Annotated in this window: 18 protein-coding genes and 1 tRNA gene; 7 read left to right on the top strand and 12 right to left on the bottom strand. The window is 69.7% G+C overall.

Annotation, left to right across the window (positions count from 1 at the left end; all coding sequences use genetic code 11):
- The first annotated feature begins 65 nt into the window (after positions 1-65).
- Together IEY86_RS14405 and IEY86_RS14410 are read left to right on the top strand one after the other, a co-directional pair.
- Complete coding sequence (locus tag IEY86_RS14405; protein WP_189132054.1) at positions 66-599, top strand: YwqJ-related putative deaminase; 534 nt, start codon at positions 66-68, stop codon at positions 597-599.
- Positions 600-606: 7 nt separating this feature from the next.
- Positions 607-1,095: an SUKH-3 domain-containing protein gene (locus IEY86_RS14410; protein WP_189132055.1), complete on the top strand. Its 489-nt coding sequence runs from the start codon at positions 607-609 to the stop codon at positions 1,093-1,095.
- A gap of 104 nt (positions 1,096-1,199) precedes the next feature.
- Here the strand turns inward: IEY86_RS14410 and IEY86_RS14415 are convergent, their stop codons facing one another.
- Positions 1,200-2,708, bottom strand: a complete 1,509-nt coding sequence (locus IEY86_RS14415; RefSeq protein ID WP_189132056.1) for a sensor histidine kinase — start codon at positions 2,706-2,708, stop codon at positions 1,200-1,202.
- A 186-nt stretch (positions 2,709-2,894) separates the two neighbouring features.
- Between IEY86_RS14415 and ppc the strand changes: the two genes are divergently transcribed.
- The gene (gene ppc, locus IEY86_RS14420) at positions 2,895-5,621 is read left to right on the top strand and encodes a phosphoenolpyruvate carboxylase (RefSeq protein WP_189132057.1); all 2,727 of its coding nucleotides are present in this window, start codon (positions 2,895-2,897) and stop codon (positions 5,619-5,621) included.
- Positions 5,622-5,763: 142 nt separating this feature from the next.
- Here ppc and IEY86_RS14425 read toward each other — a convergent pair whose 3' ends face one another.
- The 7 genes from IEY86_RS14425 to IEY86_RS14455 form a co-directional block, all read right to left on the bottom strand.
- A complete protein-coding gene (locus IEY86_RS14425; RefSeq protein WP_229698420.1) occupies positions 5,764-6,273 on the bottom strand; it encodes a hypothetical protein in 510 nt (169 codons plus the stop codon).
- A 72-nt stretch (positions 6,274-6,345) separates the two neighbouring features.
- Positions 6,346-6,924 carry an aminoacyl-tRNA hydrolase gene (gene pth, locus IEY86_RS14430; protein WP_189132058.1) on the bottom strand — a complete coding sequence of 193 codons (579 nt, stop codon included), beginning with the start codon at positions 6,922-6,924 and terminating at the stop codon, positions 6,346-6,348.
- A gap of 91 nt (positions 6,925-7,015) precedes the next feature.
- On the bottom strand, positions 7,016-7,627 hold the full coding sequence (locus tag IEY86_RS14435; protein WP_189132059.1) for a 50S ribosomal protein L25/general stress protein Ctc: 612 nt from the start codon (positions 7,625-7,627) through the stop codon (positions 7,016-7,018).
- 271 nt (positions 7,628-7,898) lie between these two features.
- A complete protein-coding gene (locus IEY86_RS14440) occupies positions 7,899-8,876 on the bottom strand; it encodes a ribose-phosphate diphosphokinase (protein ID WP_189132060.1) in 978 nt (325 codons plus the stop codon).
- Between the two features lie 129 nt (positions 8,877-9,005).
- Positions 9,006-10,469, bottom strand: a complete 1,464-nt coding sequence (gene glmU / locus IEY86_RS14445; RefSeq protein ID WP_189132061.1) for a bifunctional UDP-N-acetylglucosamine diphosphorylase/glucosamine-1-phosphate N-acetyltransferase GlmU — start codon at positions 10,467-10,469, stop codon at positions 9,006-9,008.
- Between the two features lie 73 nt (positions 10,470-10,542).
- Positions 10,543-10,614 (bottom strand) — tRNA-Gln (locus tag IEY86_RS14450).
- A gap of 7 nt (positions 10,615-10,621) precedes the next feature.
- Positions 10,622-11,317 (bottom strand): hypothetical protein, encoded by a 696-nt coding sequence (locus IEY86_RS14455; RefSeq protein WP_229698421.1) that lies wholly within the window; start codon positions 11,315-11,317, stop codon positions 10,622-10,624.
- 256 nt (positions 11,318-11,573) lie between these two features.
- On the opposite strand from IEY86_RS14455, the gene IEY86_RS14460 reads away from it, so the two are divergent.
- Together IEY86_RS14460 and IEY86_RS14465 are read left to right on the top strand one after the other, a co-directional pair.
- Positions 11,574-12,557, top strand: a complete 984-nt coding sequence (locus IEY86_RS14460; RefSeq protein WP_189132063.1) for an acyl-CoA desaturase — start codon at positions 11,574-11,576, stop codon at positions 12,555-12,557.
- The gene (locus IEY86_RS14465; RefSeq protein WP_189132064.1) at positions 12,554-13,258 is read left to right on the top strand and encodes a TetR/AcrR family transcriptional regulator; all 705 of its coding nucleotides are present in this window, start codon (positions 12,554-12,556) and stop codon (positions 13,256-13,258) included. Before IEY86_RS14460 ends, IEY86_RS14465 begins: the two co-directional genes overlap by 4 nt.
- A 22-nt stretch (positions 13,259-13,280) precedes the next feature.
- Here IEY86_RS14465 and IEY86_RS14470 read toward each other — a convergent pair whose 3' ends face one another.
- Positions 13,281-13,643 (bottom strand): VOC family protein, encoded by a 363-nt coding sequence (locus tag IEY86_RS14470; protein WP_189132065.1) that lies wholly within the window; start codon positions 13,641-13,643, stop codon positions 13,281-13,283.
- On the bottom strand, positions 13,640-14,488 hold the full coding sequence (locus IEY86_RS14475; protein ID WP_189132066.1) for a trans-aconitate 2-methyltransferase: 849 nt from the start codon (positions 14,486-14,488) through the stop codon (positions 13,640-13,642). Before IEY86_RS14475 ends, IEY86_RS14470 begins: the two co-directional genes overlap by 4 nt.
- Positions 14,489-14,613: 125 nt before the next feature.
- On the opposite strand from IEY86_RS14475, the gene IEY86_RS14480 reads away from it, so the two are divergent.
- A complete protein-coding gene (locus IEY86_RS14480; RefSeq protein ID WP_189132067.1) occupies positions 14,614-15,120 on the top strand; it encodes a MarR family winged helix-turn-helix transcriptional regulator in 507 nt (168 codons plus the stop codon).
- 72 nt (positions 15,121-15,192) lie between these two features.
- On the opposite strand, the gene IEY86_RS14485 is transcribed toward IEY86_RS14480, so the two are convergent.
- Complete coding sequence (locus tag IEY86_RS14485) at positions 15,193-16,704, bottom strand: polysaccharide biosynthesis protein (RefSeq protein ID WP_189132068.1); 1,512 nt, start codon at positions 16,702-16,704, stop codon at positions 15,193-15,195.
- A 130-nt stretch (positions 16,705-16,834) separates the two neighbouring features.
- Positions 16,835-17,659 (bottom strand): response regulator transcription factor, encoded by an 825-nt coding sequence (locus IEY86_RS14490; protein WP_189132069.1) that lies wholly within the window; start codon positions 17,657-17,659, stop codon positions 16,835-16,837.
- Between IEY86_RS14490 and IEY86_RS37545 the strand changes: the two genes are divergently transcribed.
- On the top strand, positions 17,658-17,783 hold the full coding sequence (locus IEY86_RS37545; protein ID WP_265804502.1) for a hypothetical protein: 126 nt from the start codon (positions 17,658-17,660) through the stop codon (positions 17,781-17,783). The two genes, IEY86_RS14490 and IEY86_RS37545, sit on opposite strands and share 2 nt — an antisense overlap.
- Positions 17,784-17,882 lie beyond the last annotated feature (99 nt).

Genomic DNA, 17,882 nt, shown 5'->3' on the forward strand with positions numbered 1-17,882 from the left:
CGTTGCCCCGTCAGGTTTTGGCAGGCTGAGGCCCGCACGCCGGGGGAGCGTGCCGGAAAGGGACCATGATCGTGAACGTGCACGCAGAGCCACGACCACCCGCGGCCACCGCCGCGAACCAGGCAGACCCCAGGCTCGACTGGCAGGCCACCGCCACACCCCGAGCACCCGGCCGCGCCCCCGCCCTGCGCCACCACCGCGACGGGATACTCCCGGCGGCCGCCGCCGCCCTCTCCGTCAGGGGCTCGACCTACACCTGCGCCGGCAGCAAGCCCGAGCAGGCCCCCGCCCTGCACCCGCTCGTGCGGGACTTCCTCGACGCCCTGCCCGTCCCCCAGCGCGAACGGTTCACCGGGCGCTGTCCCGAGGCCGTGCTGCTGTCGCAGTACCTGACCACCGTGGACGACGGGCGCAGCAAACGCGCCTCCCGCAAGGCGCTCAGCCTCAGCGAGGCCAAACGCGCCCTGAAGCACGCCAAGCTCACCACCCGCCGCATACGCGAGGACGGCGACCCCGAGCACGGCAGCTTCGCCCCGCCGTGCCGCTCCTGCGCCCCGATGCTCGACCACTTCGGTGTCCGGACGGTGGATGGAGCATGATCGGCGCATGACCACCGCTCGTTTCCCCGCCATCGTCGACTCCGCCCTGCGCGAGGCGGGCTGGCAGCCGGGCCGCTGGGACATGCCACAGGCCGAGGCATGGGCGGACCGGCTGCGGGCCCACACCTCACCGGGCGGGCACCAGCACAGCCTGTCCCCCGCGGCGGTCGAGGCATGGGCGGAGTTCGGGGGGCTGAGGGTCGAGGTGAGCGGCGCGGGACGGCAGATCGCCCGCACCCCCTTCACCCTCGACCCGCTGCGCGGCCTGCACCTGGCGCGCACCTTCTCCGACCTCGGGCGGGCGCTGGAGACCGAGGTGAGCCCGCTGGGCGAGGAGGCCGGCGGGCGGGCGGCCCTGGCCATCGACACCCAGGGCCGCGTCTACAGCCTCGACCACACCGGCGACTGGTTCCTCGGCCCCGACCTCGACCAGGCCCTGACCACACTGATCTCCGGCATCCAGCCGGAGCGCCTCACCGTGGAAACGGCCCCATAGGCCGGGCATCCCCTCCCACCGGCGTCGCCGGACAGCGACGCCCCGGCCCCGGTGCCCACCCGTCCATGCCCGCCCGTGAATGCCCGCCCGTCAATGCCCGCCCGTCAATGCCCGCCGTCCGGCAGCATCGCCGAGACCCGGAAGCCTCCCCCCTGCCGGGGGCCGGCCGCGAAACCGCCGCCGAGCGCCACCACCCGCTCCCGCATGCCCACCAGCCCGTTCCCGCCGCTGGGCAGGGCCGCCGAGGGCCGCCCGTCGGAAGGACCGTTCTCCACCAGGACCGCGATCTCCGCCTCCCGGTAGGCCACCCTGACCCGCGCCTTCGCACCCGGGGCGTGCTTGTGCACATTCGTCAGCGCCTCCTGCACCACCCGGTACGCCGTGCGCTCGGCCTCCGCCGCCAGCGGGCGCCGCTCCCCCTCGACCGACAGGTCCACCGCCATCCCGGCCGCCCTCGACTCCTCCACCAGCTTGCCGACATCGCCCAGTGCCGGACCGTCCTGACCGCCCTCGGCGACCTCGGCGACCTCGGCGACCTCGGCGACCTCCCCGGGAGCGTCCGCCCCGGCCCGGGCGTCCGCCTCCAACGCCACCGCCGCCAGCGCCGCCGCCTGGGCCGCGACCACCGACGCCACCGACGCCACCACCGTCCCGGGCGCCACCTCCGTCCCCGGCGCCACCACCGTCCCCGGCGCCGCCGACGGCATCTGCGGCACCGGCCCGGACTCCCCCGGCTCGTTCGCCCGCAGCACCCCCAGCATCTGCCGCAACTCGTCCAGCGCCTGCCGGCCCATGTCACCGAGCAGCTCGGCGTTGCGCGCCGCCCGCTCCGGATCCTTCACCGCCACCGCCTGCAACGCCCCCGCGTGCACCACCATCAGACTCACCCGGTGCGCCACCACATCGTGCATCTCCCGCGCGATCCGCGTCCGCTCCTCTATCCGCGCCAGCCGCGCCCGCTCCGACGCCTTCTCCGCCAGCAGCGCCAGCTCCCGCTCCAGGCCGTCCGCCCGGTCCACCAGGCTCTCCACCAGCCGCCGCCGCGCCCCGATGTACAGGCCCAGCAGCAGCGGCGCGACCGTCACACCCACCGCCACCAGCGACGACGTCAGGATCTGCCCCGACAGCGGCATCGTGTACCCGCCCTCGCGGACATGCGCCTGATCACGGTGCACATCCAGCAGGGTCACCACGAACGTGCCCAACGTGTTCAGCGCCGAAAGCGAGAAAGTGATCCGGCGCACCACCGCGGACGCCGCCAGCGTGTACAGGCCGACCAGGCTCAGCAGGATGCCGACCTGCATAGGAGTGACCGCCACACTGACCAGCACCACCGCCACCGGCCACCGGCGGCGCAGCAGCAACGACGCCCCCGCCACCAGCCCGACCAGCACGAACGGCGGCGACGGCACCCCCACCTTGTGGGCGAACGAGGCGCCCTCCACCGCACACTCCACCGCCGAGAGCACCGCCAGGACAACATCCAGCACCACACCGCGCCGACGCGCCCACCACCACACTCCCGCGGCCACCGAGCCCCCCTCGACCAAGGAGGAAGCACGGCCCTTGCCCCCAGCCCCACCCTCGGTACCCACAGCCCCCGTCGCACTCATACCCGCCAGCCTAAGCGCCAACCCGGCGACCCTCCCGGTGGTCTTTACCAATCCACCCCTTACACGCCCCCTGTCCGCCACACGGATACCCGACGCCCCGCCCGCCGCCTGCAACTATTCTGGTCAGGTCGGACAGCGCGGTCCGCACCCCGCCGTTGCCAGTCACGCCCTGAGGAGCCGCACCCCGTGAGCAACGCCGACACCGCAAACGCAGCCCTGCGCGCGGACATCCGCCGCCTCGGCGACCTGCTCGGCGAGACCCTCGTCCGCCAAGAGGGCAAGGAACTGCTCGACCTCGTGGAGAAGGTGCGCGCCCTGACCCGCACCGACGGCGAGGCCGCAGCCGAGCTCCTCGGCGACACCGACCTGCAGACCGCCGCCAAGCTCGTACGGGCCTTCTCCACCTACTTCCACCTGGCCAACATCACCGAGCAGGTCCACCGCGGCCGCGAACTGCGCAACCGGCGCGCCGAACAGGGAAGCCTGCTCGCCCGCACCGCCGACCTCATGGCCGACTCCGGCGCCGACCCCGACCACCTGCGCGAATCGGTCAAGAACCTCGAGGTGCGGCCCGTCTTCACCGCCCACCCCACCGAGGCCGCCCGCCGCAGCGTCCTGAACAAGCTGCGCCGCATCGCCGAACTCCTCGACCTGCCCCAGAGCGGCTACGAGCGCCGCCGCGTCGACCTGCGGCTCGCCGAGAACATCGACCTCATCTGGCAGACCGACGAGCTGCGCGTCGTCCGCCCCGAACCCGCCGACGAAGCACGCAACGCCATCTACTACCTCGACGAACTGCACAAGGGCGCCGTCGGCGACGTACTCGAAGACCTCGCCGCCGAACTCGCCCGCATCGGCGTCGACCTGCCCGCCGACAGCCGCCCCCTGACCTTCGGCACCTGGATCGGCGGCGACCGCGACGGCAACCCCAATGTCACCCCCGACGTCACCCTCGACGTCCTCATCCTCCAGCACGAGCACGGCATCACCGAGGCCCTCGAAGCCATCGACTCCCTGCGCGGCGCCCTGTCGAACTCCATCCGCAACAGCGGCGCCGGCGAAGAACTCCTCGCCGGCCTCGAGCAGGACCTCGCCGTACTCCCCGAGATCAGCCCCCGCTACAAGCGGCTCAACGCCGAGGAGCCCTACCGGCTCAAGGCCACCTGCATCCGACAAAAACTCGTCAACACCCGCGAGCGCCTCGCCAAAGGCACCCCCCACGCCCCCGGCCGCGACTACCTCGGCACCCGCGAACTCATCGCCGACCTCCTGGTCATCCAGGAATCCCTGCGCACCCACCGCGGCGAACTCATCGCCGACGGCCGCCTCGCCCGCACCATCCGCGTCCTGTCCGCCTTCGGCCTCCAACTCGCCACCATGGACGTACGCGAGCACGCCGAAGCCCACCACCACGCCCTCGGCCAGCTCTTCGACCGCCTCGGCGAAGAAGCCTGGCGCTACGCCGACATGCCCCGCGAATACCGCGCCAAGCTCCTGTCCAAGGAACTGAGGTCACGGCGGCCCCTGTCCCCCACCCCGCCCCCGCTCGACCCCGCCGGAGCCAAGACCTTCGGCGTCTTCCGCACCATCGGCGAGTCCTTCGAGCGCTTCGGCGAGGACATCGTCGAGAGCTACATCATCTCCATGTGCCTCGGCGCCGACGACGTCTTCGCCGCCGCCGTCCTCGCCCGCGAAGCCGGCCTCGTCGACCTGCACGGCGCAGTCGCCAAGATCGGCATCGTGCCGCTGCTGGAGACCACCGACGAACTCAAGGAAGCCGACCGGCTCCTCGACGAAATGCTCTCCGACCCCTCCTACCGCCGCCTGGTCTCCCTGCGCGGCGACGTCCAGGAGGTCATGCTCGGATACTCCGACTCCTCCAAATTCGGCGGCATCACCACCTCCCAGTGGGAGATCCACCGCGCCCAGCGCAGACTCCGCGACGTCGCCCACCGCCACGGCGTACGCCTGCGGCTCTTCCACGGCCGCGGCGGCACCGTCGGCCGCGGCGGCGGCCCCTCCCACGACGCCATCCTCGCCCAGCCCTGGGGCACCCTCGAAGGCGCCATCAAGGTCACCGAACAGGGCGAGGTCATCTCCGACAAATACCTCATCCCCTCCCTGGCCAGGGAAAACCTCGAACTCACCGTCTCCGCCACCCTCCAGGCCAGCGCCCTGCACACCTCACCGCGCCAGTCCCCCGAAGCACTCGCCCGCTGGGACTCCTGCATGGACACCGTCTCCGACGCCGCGTACACCGCCTACCGCAAACTCGTCGACGACCCCGACCTGCCCGCCTACTTCTTCGCCTCCACCCCCGTCGACCAACTCGCCTCCCTCCACCTCGGCTCCCGCCCCTCCCGCCGCCCCGACAGCGGCGCCGGCCTCGACGGGCTGCGCGCCATCCCCTGGGTCTTCGGCTGGACACAGTCCCGCCAGATCGTCCCCGGCTGGTTCGGCGTCGGCTCCGGCCTCGCCGCCGCCCGCCAGGCAGGACTCGACAACGCACTCGCCGAAATGCACGAGAACTGGCACTTCTTCCGCAACTTCCTGTCCAACGTCGAAATGACACTGGCCAAGACCGACCTGCGGATCGCCCGCCACTACGTCGAAACCCTCGTCCCCCAAGAACTACGGCACATCTTCGCCCTCATCGAGGCCGAGCACGCCCTCACCGTCAAGGAAGTCCTCGCCATCACCGGCGAACACGACCTCCTCGACGCCACCCCGGCGCTGCGCCAGACCTTCGCCATCCGCGACGCCTACCTCGACCCGATCTCCTACCTCCAGGTATCCCTGCTGCGCCGCCAGCGCGAGGCCGCCGCCAAGGACGACGAGCCCGACCCGCTGCTCGCCCGCGCCCTGCTCCTGACCGTCAACGGAGTGGCCGCCGGCCTGCGCAACACCGGCTGACCCCACCCGGCGGCCCGAACAACCGCGCCCAACAGCCCCGGAACAGCCGAGAGGGCCACCGCGAATCCCCCTCGCGGTGGCCCTCCGGCACTCTCCCGACCCACCCGGGAGCCCGAACGGCACGTCCCCGAGCCGGCGAGCCTCACAACGTCACGAACGAAGCCCCCATCAGCGCCACCCCCGCGATGCCCGCCACCCAACCGGTGCGCCGCAGCCCCAGACCACCCACCAGGACCAGCGACGCCAGCAACAGCGCACCGCCCAGCGGCAGCCACGCGTGCAGCACCCCCGCCGGCCCCGTCCGCACCACCGAGTCCGTCCCCGGCTTCACCGCCACCCGAAGCGTCTCGCCGGTCCGCCCCACCACCGACTCGTCGATCCTCATCCGCCGCCGGACACGCCCCGTGCCGTCCTCCATGAACTCACCCGTGCACACATGCTTCGAACACGACGATACGGTCAGCACACCGCGCACCCGGTCACCGTTCATCGCGTCCTCGGAGGCACGCCACGACACCCACACACCACCCGCCAGGACCAGGAACACCAGGCAGACCACAACCACGATCTTGGCGAGCAGCGCAAGGCCCACCATCCGCTCGCCCATGCGCCGCACCGGACCGCGAGGGACGCGTTTCACCTTCGCCGACATGGGACCGGATACTTGGGCCAACGCCCGCGCCCTGTCAAACCCCGAGCGCGACATGCTCGCAAATACGATCGATTAAGAGTTATAGGTGCCCTGGGCTCTTTCGAGCCCATCTGCGATCAGCGACTCCACCGAATCCGCGGCACGGTCCACGAAGTACCCCAACTCCTTGCGCTCCGAACCGGAGAAGTCCCTCAGCACGAACGCCGCCACATCCATCCGCCCCGGCGGACGCCCCACCCCGAACCGCACCCGGTGATAGTCCGGCCCCAGCGACTTCGTGATCGACTTCAGGCCGTTGTGCCCGTTGTCACCGCCACCCCTCTTCAGACGCAGCGCCCCGTAATCGATGTCCAACTCGTCATGGACCACCACGATCCGGCCCACATCGGCCTTGTAGAAGTCCCGCAGCGCCGTCACCGGACCACCCGAGACATTCATGAACGACATCGGCTTCGCCAGCACCACCCGCTCACCCGACAGCCGCCCCTCCACCACCTGGGACCGGCTCTTGTGGCTCTTGAACCTCCCCCCGATCCGCCCGGCCAGCAGATCGGCGACCATGAACCCCACATTGTGGCGGTTGCCCGCGTACTCGGGACCGGGATTGCCCAGGCCCACGACGAGCCACGGGCCGACAGCGGTGTCCGTCACTTCACAACTCCGAAGATCGGCGCAGGGCCTGCCCCCCGGCCGGGAGACAGGCCCCACATTGACGTCGAACGCGGATCGCAAGACCCGCGGATCAGGCCTCGGAAGCCTCGGAAGCGGCCTCTTCGCCCTCACCCTCGGCAGCCTCGGCGGCCGGCTCCTCGGCCTGCGCCGACACGACCTGGATCACCACGGCGTCCCCGTCCACCGCCAGGGTCGAGCCCGCGGGCAGCTCGATGTCCTTGGCCTGGATGGCGGCACCGGACTCCAGACCCTCGACCGAGACCGTCACGGCCTCCGGCAGGTGGGTGGCCTCGGCCTCGATCGGAAGGGTGTTCAGCACATGCTCGAGCAGGTTGCCGCCCGGGGCCAGCTCGCCCTCGATGTGGATCGGGACCTCGACGGTGACCTTCTCGCCGCGCTTGACCGCGAGCAGGTCGACGTGCTCCAGGAAACCCTTGATCGGGTCGCGCTGCACGGCCTTCGGCAGGACCAGCTCGGAGCCGCCGCCCTGGATGTCCAGGCTGATCAGCACGTTCGGGGTCTTCAGGGCGAGCATCAGGTCGTGGCCCGGAAGCGACAGGTGGACCGGGTCGGCGCCGTGGCCGTACACCACAGCCGGGACCTTGCCCTCGCGGCGGGTACGGCGAGCGGCGCCCTTGCCGAACTCGGTGCGCGGTTCAGCGGCGATACGTACCTCGGACACAGCGGGCTCCTCGTACAAAGCGATGGGGATCTTGCGATGGATCGGTCAGTCGCTCGGCCCCGACGGGCGTACGAAGAGCACGTCGATAACGGAAACCCCGAGAATGGGGCGTCCCTCGCCGGGCAACCCCGTGAGTCTACCCGCACCGGACGCCAGGGACGAAACCGGGCCGCGGCCCCCGAAGGAACCACGGCCCGCCATCCATCACCACGCACATCTCAGTGGACGCCCCAGTGCACCTCGCCCCAGTGCACCTCGCCTCAGCCTCAGCTCAGTGCACGTCGTCGAACAGGCTCGTCACCGAACCGTCCTCGAACACCTCACGGATCGCACTGGCGATCACCGGAGCCATCGACAGCACCGTGACCTTGTCCAACTCCAGCTCACCCGGCGTCGGCAACGTATTCGTGAACACGAACTCACTCACCCGCGAATTCTTCAGCCGATCCTTCGCCGGACCCGACAGCACACCGTGCGTCGCCGCCACCAGCACATCCGCCGCACCGTTCTCGAACAGCGCGTCCGCCGCGGCGCAGATCGTCCCACCGGTGTCGATCATGTCGTCCACCAGCACACACACCCGGCCCTTGACCTCGCCCACCACCTCGTGGACCGTGACCTGATTCGCCACATCCTTGTCCCGGCGCTTGTGCACGATCGCCAGCGGCGCGCCCAGACGGTCGCACCACTGGTCCGCCACCCGCACCCGGCCGGCGTCCGGCGAGACCACCGTCAGCTTCGACCGGTCCACCTTCTCGCCCACGTAGTCCGCCAGCAGCGGAAGCGCGAACAAGTGATCCACCGGACCGTCGAAGAAACCCTGGATCTGCGCCGTGTGCAGATCCACGGCCAGCAGCCGGTCCGCCCCCGCCGTCTTGAACAGATCCGCCATCAGACGCGCCGAGATCGGCTCACGGCCGCGGTGCTTCTTGTCCTGGCGCGCATAGCCGTAGAACGGCATGACCACGGTGATGCGCTTGGCCGAAGCCCGCTTCAGCGCGTCCACCATGATCAACTGCTCCATGATCCACGTATTGATGGGAGCCGTGTGACTCTGGATCACGAAGGCGTCGCTGCCACGCGCCGACTCCTGGAAACGCACATAGATCTCACCGTTGGCGAAGTCGAAGGCCCTCGTGGGAACGATCCCGACGCCGAGCTGCTCGGCCACCTCCTCCGCCAGTTCGGGGTGAGCGCGACCGGAGAAGAGCATCAGCTTCTTCTCGCCGGACGTCTTGATGCCGGTCACTGCACTGTCTCCTCGGTGTTCAACGCAGCCTCGCCCCTGCAAAAACGCGAGCCGGCGGAAATTGTGTGCACGGCCCACGGTACGCGCTGCACAGCACCCCCGTGAACCTCGCGGAACGTGACAGTCCGGTCACTCCGGACCCCCCTCACCCGCACCCTCCCGAGCCCGCTGCGCCGCCTCCGCGGCAGCGCTGCCGGGGCGCTTGCGCGCCACCCAGCCCTCGATATTGCGCTGCTGGCCGCGGGCCACAGCGAGCGAACCCGGGGGCACATCCTTGGTGATGACCGACCCGGCGGCGGTGTACGCGCCGTCCCCGATGGTCACCGGAGCGACGAACATATTGTCCGAACCGGTCCGGCAGTGGCTGCCGATCGTCGTGTGGTGCTTGGTCACACCGTCGTAGTTCACGAAGACGCTGGCCGCGCCGATGTTGCTGTACTCACCGATCGTGGCGTCGCCCACATAGGACAGGTGAGGCACCTTCGTGCCCTCCCCGATCCGGGCGTTCTTCATCTCGACATACGTACCCGCCTTGGACTTCGGCCCCAGCCGGGTCCCCGGCCGCAGGTACGCGTACGGGCCCACACTCGCCTCGGGGCCGATGTGAGCGCTGTCCGACGTGGTGTTGCTCACGTTCGCGCCGGCGCCGACGAACGTGTCCTTCAACGTGGAGTTGGGACCCACCTGGGCACCCACCCCCACATGCGTGCCGCCCTGGAGCTGCGTATTGGGCAGCACCACCGCGTCGGGCTCGAAGGTCACCTGCACGTCGAGCCACGTCGTGGCCGGATCCACCACCGTGACACCCGCCCGCATCGCGGCCTCGGTCAGCCGGCCGTTGAGGATCCGGCGCGCCTCGGCGAGCTGCACCCGGTCGTTGATCCCGAGGATCTCGCGATGGTCCCCCGCGATCACCGCACCGACCCGGTGCCCGGCGGAGCGCAGGATCGCCAAGGTGTCCGTGAGGTACTCCTCGCCCTGGCTGTTGTCCGTGCGCACCTGACCCAGCGCCTGCACGAGGAGCTTGCCGTCGAAGGCGTACACCCCGGAGTTGATCTCGTCGATGCCCCGCTGCTCGTCGGTGGCGTCCTTGTGCTCCACGATCCCGGACACCGAACCGTCGGCGGAGCGCACGATCCGCCCGTAGCCGGTGGGGTCGGGCATGCGCGCGGACAGCACGGTCACGGCGTTCCCGTCGGCCTGGTGCGCGGCGACGAGGCCGCGCATCGTGTCGGCGGTCAGCAGCGGGGTGTCGCCGCAGGTGACGATGACGGTGCCGTCGAAGGTGACGCCCTCGGCGGCGAGCGCCTCGAGCCCGACCCGCACGGCGTGACCGGTCCCGTTCTGCTCCTCCTGGACGACGGAGCGCGCGGCGGGGTCGATCTCGGCGAGGTGCTCGGCGACCGTCTCGCGCATGTGCCCGACGATCACCACGAGGTGCTCGGGCGCGAGCTCGCGGGAGGCGGCGACGACATGCCCGACGAGGGAGCGCCCGCAGACGGGGTGCATGACCTTGGGGAGGGTCGCGGACTTCATGCGGGTGCCCTCACCCGCGGCGAGTACGACTACGGCAGCCGGACGGGTGGGGCTCACGAGGTGGCTCCTCGGCATCGCTGGCAGGAAGACATGTGCAGGATACCGGGGGTTCACACCGCCCAGGATTGAGCTCCGCCGCCAGGACTCGAACCTGGACAAAGGGTACCAAAAACCCTGGTGCTGCCTATTACACCACGGCGGAATTCCACTCAAGAAGGCACGTCGGAACCTGCCGTCTGAGCGCTGGCAACCACTATGCCGTACCACCACCCTTCGATGCGACGGTATAGGTCGGCGCTGTCGCTGACGTAGACAGCAAGGCACCCCCGATACGAGTCCCCGACGTTCTTACGGACAGTCTTCGGGTTGTGCTTCTTGATGACCGTCTTCCCCAGTGACTCGATTGGCACCCCGGCAAGATCCGCCCAGTACCGCTCCGCCTCTGCGACCTGCCCGCTCTCGTGGATCGACACCGTGAACCGCCGCCGCCCACCTTCCACTCCGAGAAGTTCCAGCCAGCGCAGGAACAGCTTCAACACGTCGGGATCACTATTGACGAACTGGATGTACTCCCGCCGGGCGTGCGGCTTGCTCTTCGTACCCTCCGCCCAGTACAGCCCCACCCCCACGAGGAACAGCTCGCGGTCGGTGAGCTGTCCGACCTCCTTCGCCGCCGCCAGCTTCGTCTCCTGACGGTGGATGTCCCGTTCCCTCCGGTACGGCCCCCAGCGGGCCTCCCGCATCATCGCCATGTGCTCCGCTCGCGGAGCGGGCTTCGGTAAGTCCCTCACCCACAGGGACACCGAACTCTTCGCCACCCCCAGCGCCTCGACGATCTCGTCGTACGTCCTGCCCTGCCTGCGCAGCTCCCTGGCCTGCTCGCGGGCCTCGGTCTTCGCTCTCATACCGCACACGTTCGCAAACGGTCCGTACACCTGTCCGGCGGACAGAGTTGGTTCACATTTTCGAGTGAATGTACTCAAGCCGTTACCGGAGGCTCCCACTAGTAAACGCGTCTCAAATGGGCACACTCCACCGGGATGAAAGCCGAAGGTCGGGGTACTCCCCCAGCCCGAGGCACTGCCATACTTACGGCGCCGTAGGTTACGGAACCGTAGCCCACACTCCCCCCCATCCCCGCGAGCCTGACGAGGGACGCTCATGACCACAACTCCCGACGTGATCGACGACGCCCCGAATACCGCAGCACCCGACGCCCAGCCATTGGCGACGCTCGGGGGTGAGAGCAAGGGATCCATCGAGCAGATCACGCTCGGCCTCTTCATCGGTGTTCCGTTCATCGCCCTGATCGCCGCCGTCCCCTTCGCCTGGGGCTGGGGGGTGAGCTGGCTGGACCTGTCGCTGATGGTCGTCATGTACTACATCGGCTGCCACGGCATCACCATCGGCTTCCACCGTCACTTCACCCATGGCTCCTTCAAGGCGAAGCGGCCCCTGAAGATCGCCCTGGCCATCGCCGGGTCCCTCGCCGTCGAGGGGCCGATCGTGCGGTGGGTCGCGGACCACCGCAAGCACCACAAGTTCTCCGACGCCGAGGGCGACCCCCACTCGCCCTGGCGCTACGGCGAGACCGTGCCCGCCCTGCTCAAGGGGCTGTGGTGGGCGCACATGGGGTGGATGTTCGACGAAGAGCAGACCCCCCAGGGCAAGTACGCGCCGGACCTGATCAAGGACCCGATGATCCGCCGGATCTCGCGCCAGTTCGTGCTGTGGACGATCGTGTCGCTGTCGATCCCGCCGCTGGTCGGCGGGCTGGTCACGATGTCCTGGCAGGGCGCGGCGACCGCGTTCTTCTGGGGGTCGCTCGTGCGGGTGGCCCTGCTCCACCATGTGACCTGGTCGATCAACTCCATCTGCCACGCGGTGGGCAAGCGCCCGTTCAAGTCCCGGGACAAGTCGGGGAACGTGTGGTGGCTGGCGGTCCTGTCGTGCGGCGAGTCGTGGCACAACCTCCACCACGCCGACCCGACGTCCGCCCGTCATGGCGTGCTCAGGGGCCAGATCGACTCCAGCGCCCGGATCATCCGCTGGTTCGAGCAGCTGGGCTGGGCCACGGATGTGCGCTGGCCCGATGCCGAGCGCATTGCCGCCCGCCGCAAGGGCGACATCACAGAAGCGGCATGATTGATGCTGTGAACGATCCGAGCGGCAGTCATAAGAGCAGGAACGGATCCAGCGCCCGCCGTACCCGTTCATCGGGCGGCGGGCGCGCCCGTGTTCGGATGACCGGCAAGGAGCGCCGCGAGCAATTGCTCGACATCGGGCGCACGCTGTTCGCGGAACGGGGATTCGAGGGCACGTCGGTGGAGGAGATCGCGGCGAAGGCCGGGGTTTCCAAGCCGGTGGTGTATGAGCATTTCGGGGGGAAGGAGGGCCTTTACGCGGTGGTGGTGGACCGTGAGATGCGGATGTTGCTGGAGATGGTGACGGGTGCGCTGACCGGGGGGCATCCGCGGGAGTTGCTGGAGGAGGCGGCTTTCGCGCTGCTGGATTACATCGAGCAGTCGACGGACGGTTTCCGGATCTTGGTTCGGGATTCGCCGGTGGCGCAGTCGACGGGGACTTTCGCGTCGTTGATCAGTGACATCGCCCGGCAGGTGGAGGACATTTTGGGTCTGGAGTTCAAGGCCCGGGGGTTCGATCCGAAGCTTGCGCCGATGTATGCGCAGATGCTGGTGGGCATGGTGGCGCTGACGGGGCAGTGGTGGCTGGATGTGCGTAAGCCGAAGAAGGCGGAGGTGGCGGCGCATCTGGTGAATCTGGCGTGGAACGGCTTGGAGGGCATGGAGCCCAAGCCTCGGCTGATCGGTCACCGCAAGAGCTGAGGCCGGGCTCCACGCGGTGCCGTCAGGTGGTGGGTTCGAGGAATTCGAGGCGGTTGCCGAAGGGGTCCTCGGAGTAGAAGCGCCGGTGGCCGGGGAGGTTGTCGTCCCAGGTGACGGTGGCTCCTCGGGCGGATATGCGGCGGGCGAAGTCCTCGATGCCGGTGACGGTGATTCCGGGGTGGGCTTTTCTGGCGGGGCGGAAGTCGGCTTCTATGCCGATGTGGAGTCTGAGGGCTCCGGCTTCGAACCAGCAGCCGCCGCGGGTGGCGAGCGCGGGGGGTTTGTCGGCCTCGGCCATGCCGAGGATGTCGAGGTAGTAGGCGCGCAGGCGTTCTTCGCTTCCGGGTGGTGCGGCGAGTTGGACGTGGTCGAGGGAGCTGATCATGCGTTTGCCCTGGTGGCGATGGCGAAGACGCGGCGGAAGGGGAAGAGGGTGCCGGCCGGGCCCCGGGGGTATGCGTCGCGCAGGAGTGCGCCGTATTCGGTGAGGAATTCGTCTTGTTCGCGGGGGTCTTCGAGGGCGCTGAGGACGGGGCGCAGCGCGGTGCCTTTGACCCAGTCGAGGACGGGGTCGTCGCCTTGGAGGACGTGGACGTAGGTGGTTTCCCAGGCGTCGACGGTGCAGCCGAGGGTGGTGAGTTGTTCGAGGTAGCGGCCGGGGGTGTGGATGTGGACGTATCCGCGGGTGATGTCGGCGAGGCGGTGGCGCCAGCGGGGGCGTGCGGCGACTTCGTGGAGGAGGCTGTGGCTGGGTGCGGTGAAGTTGCCGGGGACTTGGAAGGCGAGGGTGCCTGCGGGGTGGAGGCCGTTGATCCATCGGGGGAAGAGTTGGTCGTGGTGGGGGAGCCATTGGAGGGTGGCGTTGGAGACGATCAGGTCGTGGGGTTCGCTGGGGGTCCATTCGGCGACGTCGCGTAGGTCGAAGTCGAGGCTGGCGGTGCTTTCGAGGGAGGGTGGGGGTGCGGTTTCGGTGGCGGCTTTGAGCATTTCTTCGGAGTTGTCGATGCCGGTGATGCGGGCGGTGGGCCAGCGGTCGAACATGGTGATGGTGACGTTTCCGGGGCCGCAGCCGAGGTCGGTGATGCGGGGTTGGTGGTGGTGGGGGAGGCGGGGGATGCGGGCCAGGAGGTCCTGGAAGGGGCGGGAGCGGTTGTGGGCGTAGCGGAGGTATTGGTGGGGGTCCCATGTCCCGGAGGGTTTGGCGGGTCCGGTGGCTTGGGCTTTCGACATGCCGCACCTCTTCGGTCGTCAAGTTCCAAGTATCTCGACGTCAAGATTTCTTGGGGGGAGCTTGCTCCTCTTCCTATCTCGACGTCAAGAGACTTCACATCGACACAACCACTACACTGATCGCCATGGAGGACGAGGTCGACCGGTTGGTGGCTGCGTGGCGCAGAGAGCGCCCTGACCTCGACGTGGAGCCGCTCGAAGTGCTCAGCCGGGTCAGCCGCCTCGCCCGGCACCTCGACCGGGCCCGCCGCATCGCCTTCTCCGAGCACGGTCTCGAGCCGTGGGAGTTCGATGTACTCACCTCCCTGCGTCGGGCGGGTGCGCCGTACCAACTCTCCCCGGGGCAACTGCTGACGCAAACCCTGGTCACTTCGGGAACGATGACCAATCGTATCGACAGGCTCACCAAGAAGGGCCTTGTCGAGCGTCAGCCCGACCCCAGCGACCGGCGGGGGGTCCTGGTGCGGCTGACCCGGGAGGGCCAGGACCGCGCGGACCAGGCGCTGGCGGGTCTGCTGGCGCAGGAGCGGGAGATCCTCGCGCAGCTATCGGACCGGCAGCGCGATGATCTGGCGGCGCTGCTGCGGCATCTGGTGGCGCCCTTCGACAACATGGACAACGTGCCCGGCTGAACGACGGCGTGCCCGGCCGAACCGGGTGCGTTCGGCCGGGCACGGTGCACGGTCAACTTGGGTACCGCCGGGTCAGAACCCGTCCGGGTACGGTGCGGCGGCGGCCACCGGGAGTTGGACGGTCGTCAGTTCGGCGGTGGCGTAGCCGGGCAGGAGGTCGCCGAGCAGTTTGCGCACCACGGTGTCGTCGTTGTCCTCGGCGGCGTCGTAGAGCGCGGTCAGGGCTCCGGCCAGGTCCTCGGGTTCTCCTTCCGAGACGGTGGCGTAGATGCGCTGGTGGACGGTGGGCAGCCGTTCCTCGGCGGCGGAGAACAGTGCCTCGTTGAGCTTCTCGCCCGCCCGCAGGCCGGTGAAGCGGATCTCGACGTCCCCGGCGTTCACCTGGGCGGCGAAGTTGTGCACGAGGTCGACGATGCGGACCGGTTCGCCCATGTCGAGCACGAACACCTCACCGCCGCGGGACATCCGCCCGGCCTCGAGGACGAGGCCGACCGCTTCCTCGATGGTCATGAAGAACCGGGTGACGTCGGGGTGGGTGACCGTCACCGGACCGCCGCTGCCCATCTGTTCGGCGAGCACGCTCAGCAGTGAGCCGCGTGAGCCGAGGACGTTGCCGAAGCGGACGGCGCTGTAGACGCCGGTGCCCAGGTTGCGGGCGTCGCGGGCGTGCCGCTGCACGATGAGTTCGGCCAGCCGTTTGCTGGCGCCGAGCACCGAGGTGGGGTCGGCGGCCTTGTCGGTGGAGATGAGCACGAACCGCTGCACTCCGACGTCCAGCGCCGCCTCCACCAGGTGGGCGGTGCCGAGGACGTTGGACTTGACGGCCTCGCAGGGGTGGCGCTCGAGCAGCGGCAGGTGCTTGTGCGCGGCGGCGTGGAAGACGATGTCGGGGCGCAGGGTCCGGAAGACGTGGCGGACCCTGGAGCGGTCGCGGATGTCGGCGATGACGAGTGATTCGTCGGTCAGCAGTGCCTCGCCCCAGATCTCGAGCTGGAGGCGGTGCAGATTGGACTCGTCGTGGTCGAGCATGTAGAGCCTGGCGGGGCCGAACGCGTGGATCTGGCGGCACAGTTCGCTGCCGATGGACCCGCCGGCGCCGGTCACCAGGACCCGGCGGCCGCCGATGATGGAGGCGACGTCGGGGCTGGCCACATGGACCTCGTTGCGTCCGATGAGCCTGCCGACGTCGAGGGCCCTCATGTCCGTGCCGACGACCTCTCGGCGCAGCGCGGCGAGGAACGAGGGCAGGTAGCGCACGGATGCCCCGGCGGCGCCGGCTGCCTTGGCGAGTCTTCGTACCTCGTGGGAGGGAAGTCCCGGGATGGCCAGGGCCACCACCTGCGCCCGGTGGCGCAGGGCTATCGGGGTCAGGTCGGCCAGTGGCCCGAGGACGGGAAGTCCCAGGTGCTCGGTGCCGACCTTGGCGGGGTCGTCGTCGACGAGTCCCACCGGGACGAGGCCGAAGTCGGGGGTCCGCAGGAGGTCGCGCACGAGGGCGCTGCCCGCGGATCCCGCTCCGACGACGAGTGTTCTCAGGCCTGGTGTTAAAGAGTCCCCCACCTCGCGCGCATGCCGAAGCACCATTCGCCCCTCCGATTCCCCAGCCGAAGTTGAATGGGCGTCCCGGACCCCTACCCGGGGCTCCCCCCTTGGTTCCGCCCGCTCCCCCGCGGGTGGGCGGCTGCCGTTGGCCGTCGTCTCACGGCGCTGCGGGTCAGCCGCTGTTCCTGTTGCTCCCCGCCGTTCCCAGGTCCACCGGTCCCACTCCGGCGCGGCGGGCGAGTGCCACCGCTGCCAAAGTCGAGTGGACGCCGAGCTTGCCGAGGACGTTCTGCATATGGGTGCGGACGGTGTGCGGTGACAGGTAGAGCCGTTCGGCGACGGCCTTGCGACCGAGCCCCGCGACCATGCAGCGCAGCACTTCTTGTTCGCGCGGGGTGAGCGACTCGACGAGCCGTTCGCTCTCCGTGCGGTGGCGGCGGGCGGCGGTGAGCTCGCGCAGGACACCGGTCAGGAGGGCGGGCGGCAGGTGGGTCTCGTCGCGCAGTACTCCGCGGACGACGGCGAGCAGGCGGCTGAGCGAGCAGTCCTTGGCCACCCAGCCGGATGCCCCGGCCTGGAGGGCTCTGGCGGCCCGGCGGGGGTCGTCCCGTTCGGCGAGCACGACGGTCCTGGTGCCGGGGTGGTCGTTGCGCACCCGTTCGACCAGGGCGATGCCGTCACCGGCGGGGTGGGCGCTCTCGCGGCCGCCGCCGATGTGCTGGACGGCCGGGGCCGGCTGTTCCGCGGTCCGCTGCTCGGGCACCCGTTGGAGCGCCGGTACGGCCGGTGGCCGTACGGCGCCGGTGCCGAGGTCGGCGTCGACCAGCAGGACGTTGTAGCGCCGTCCGTCGGCGGCCGCCCGTTCCAGGCATCGTTGCGCCGCGGCGTCGCTGCCGGCGGCGGAGACGTCGACGTCGGGCTCGGCCGCCAGTGCGGCGGCGAGCGACTCGGCGAATATTCGGTGGTCGTCGACCACGAGGACGCGGATCCGTCCCATGGAAACACCCCCCAGTGTCCAGGAGCGGGCCTGCACGGTCTCGACGGCATCCGTGGAACAGCCGCCGCTGTCCGCCACCGACGTGGCGCACCCCGGATGCCGCACCGCTCGTCTCGCCCCCTGATACCGGCCCCCACCGATACCAGGGTTCAGCCTACGGCCGCCCACCGGCGAGCGCGGCCGATTCGAGGAACTGCCTGTGTTCGCCTGTGATACAGCTGTT

The organism is Wenjunlia tyrosinilytica, from assembly GCF_014646055.1.
Taxonomy (GTDB): domain Bacteria; phylum Actinomycetota; class Actinomycetes; order Streptomycetales; family Streptomycetaceae; genus Wenjunlia; species Wenjunlia tyrosinilytica.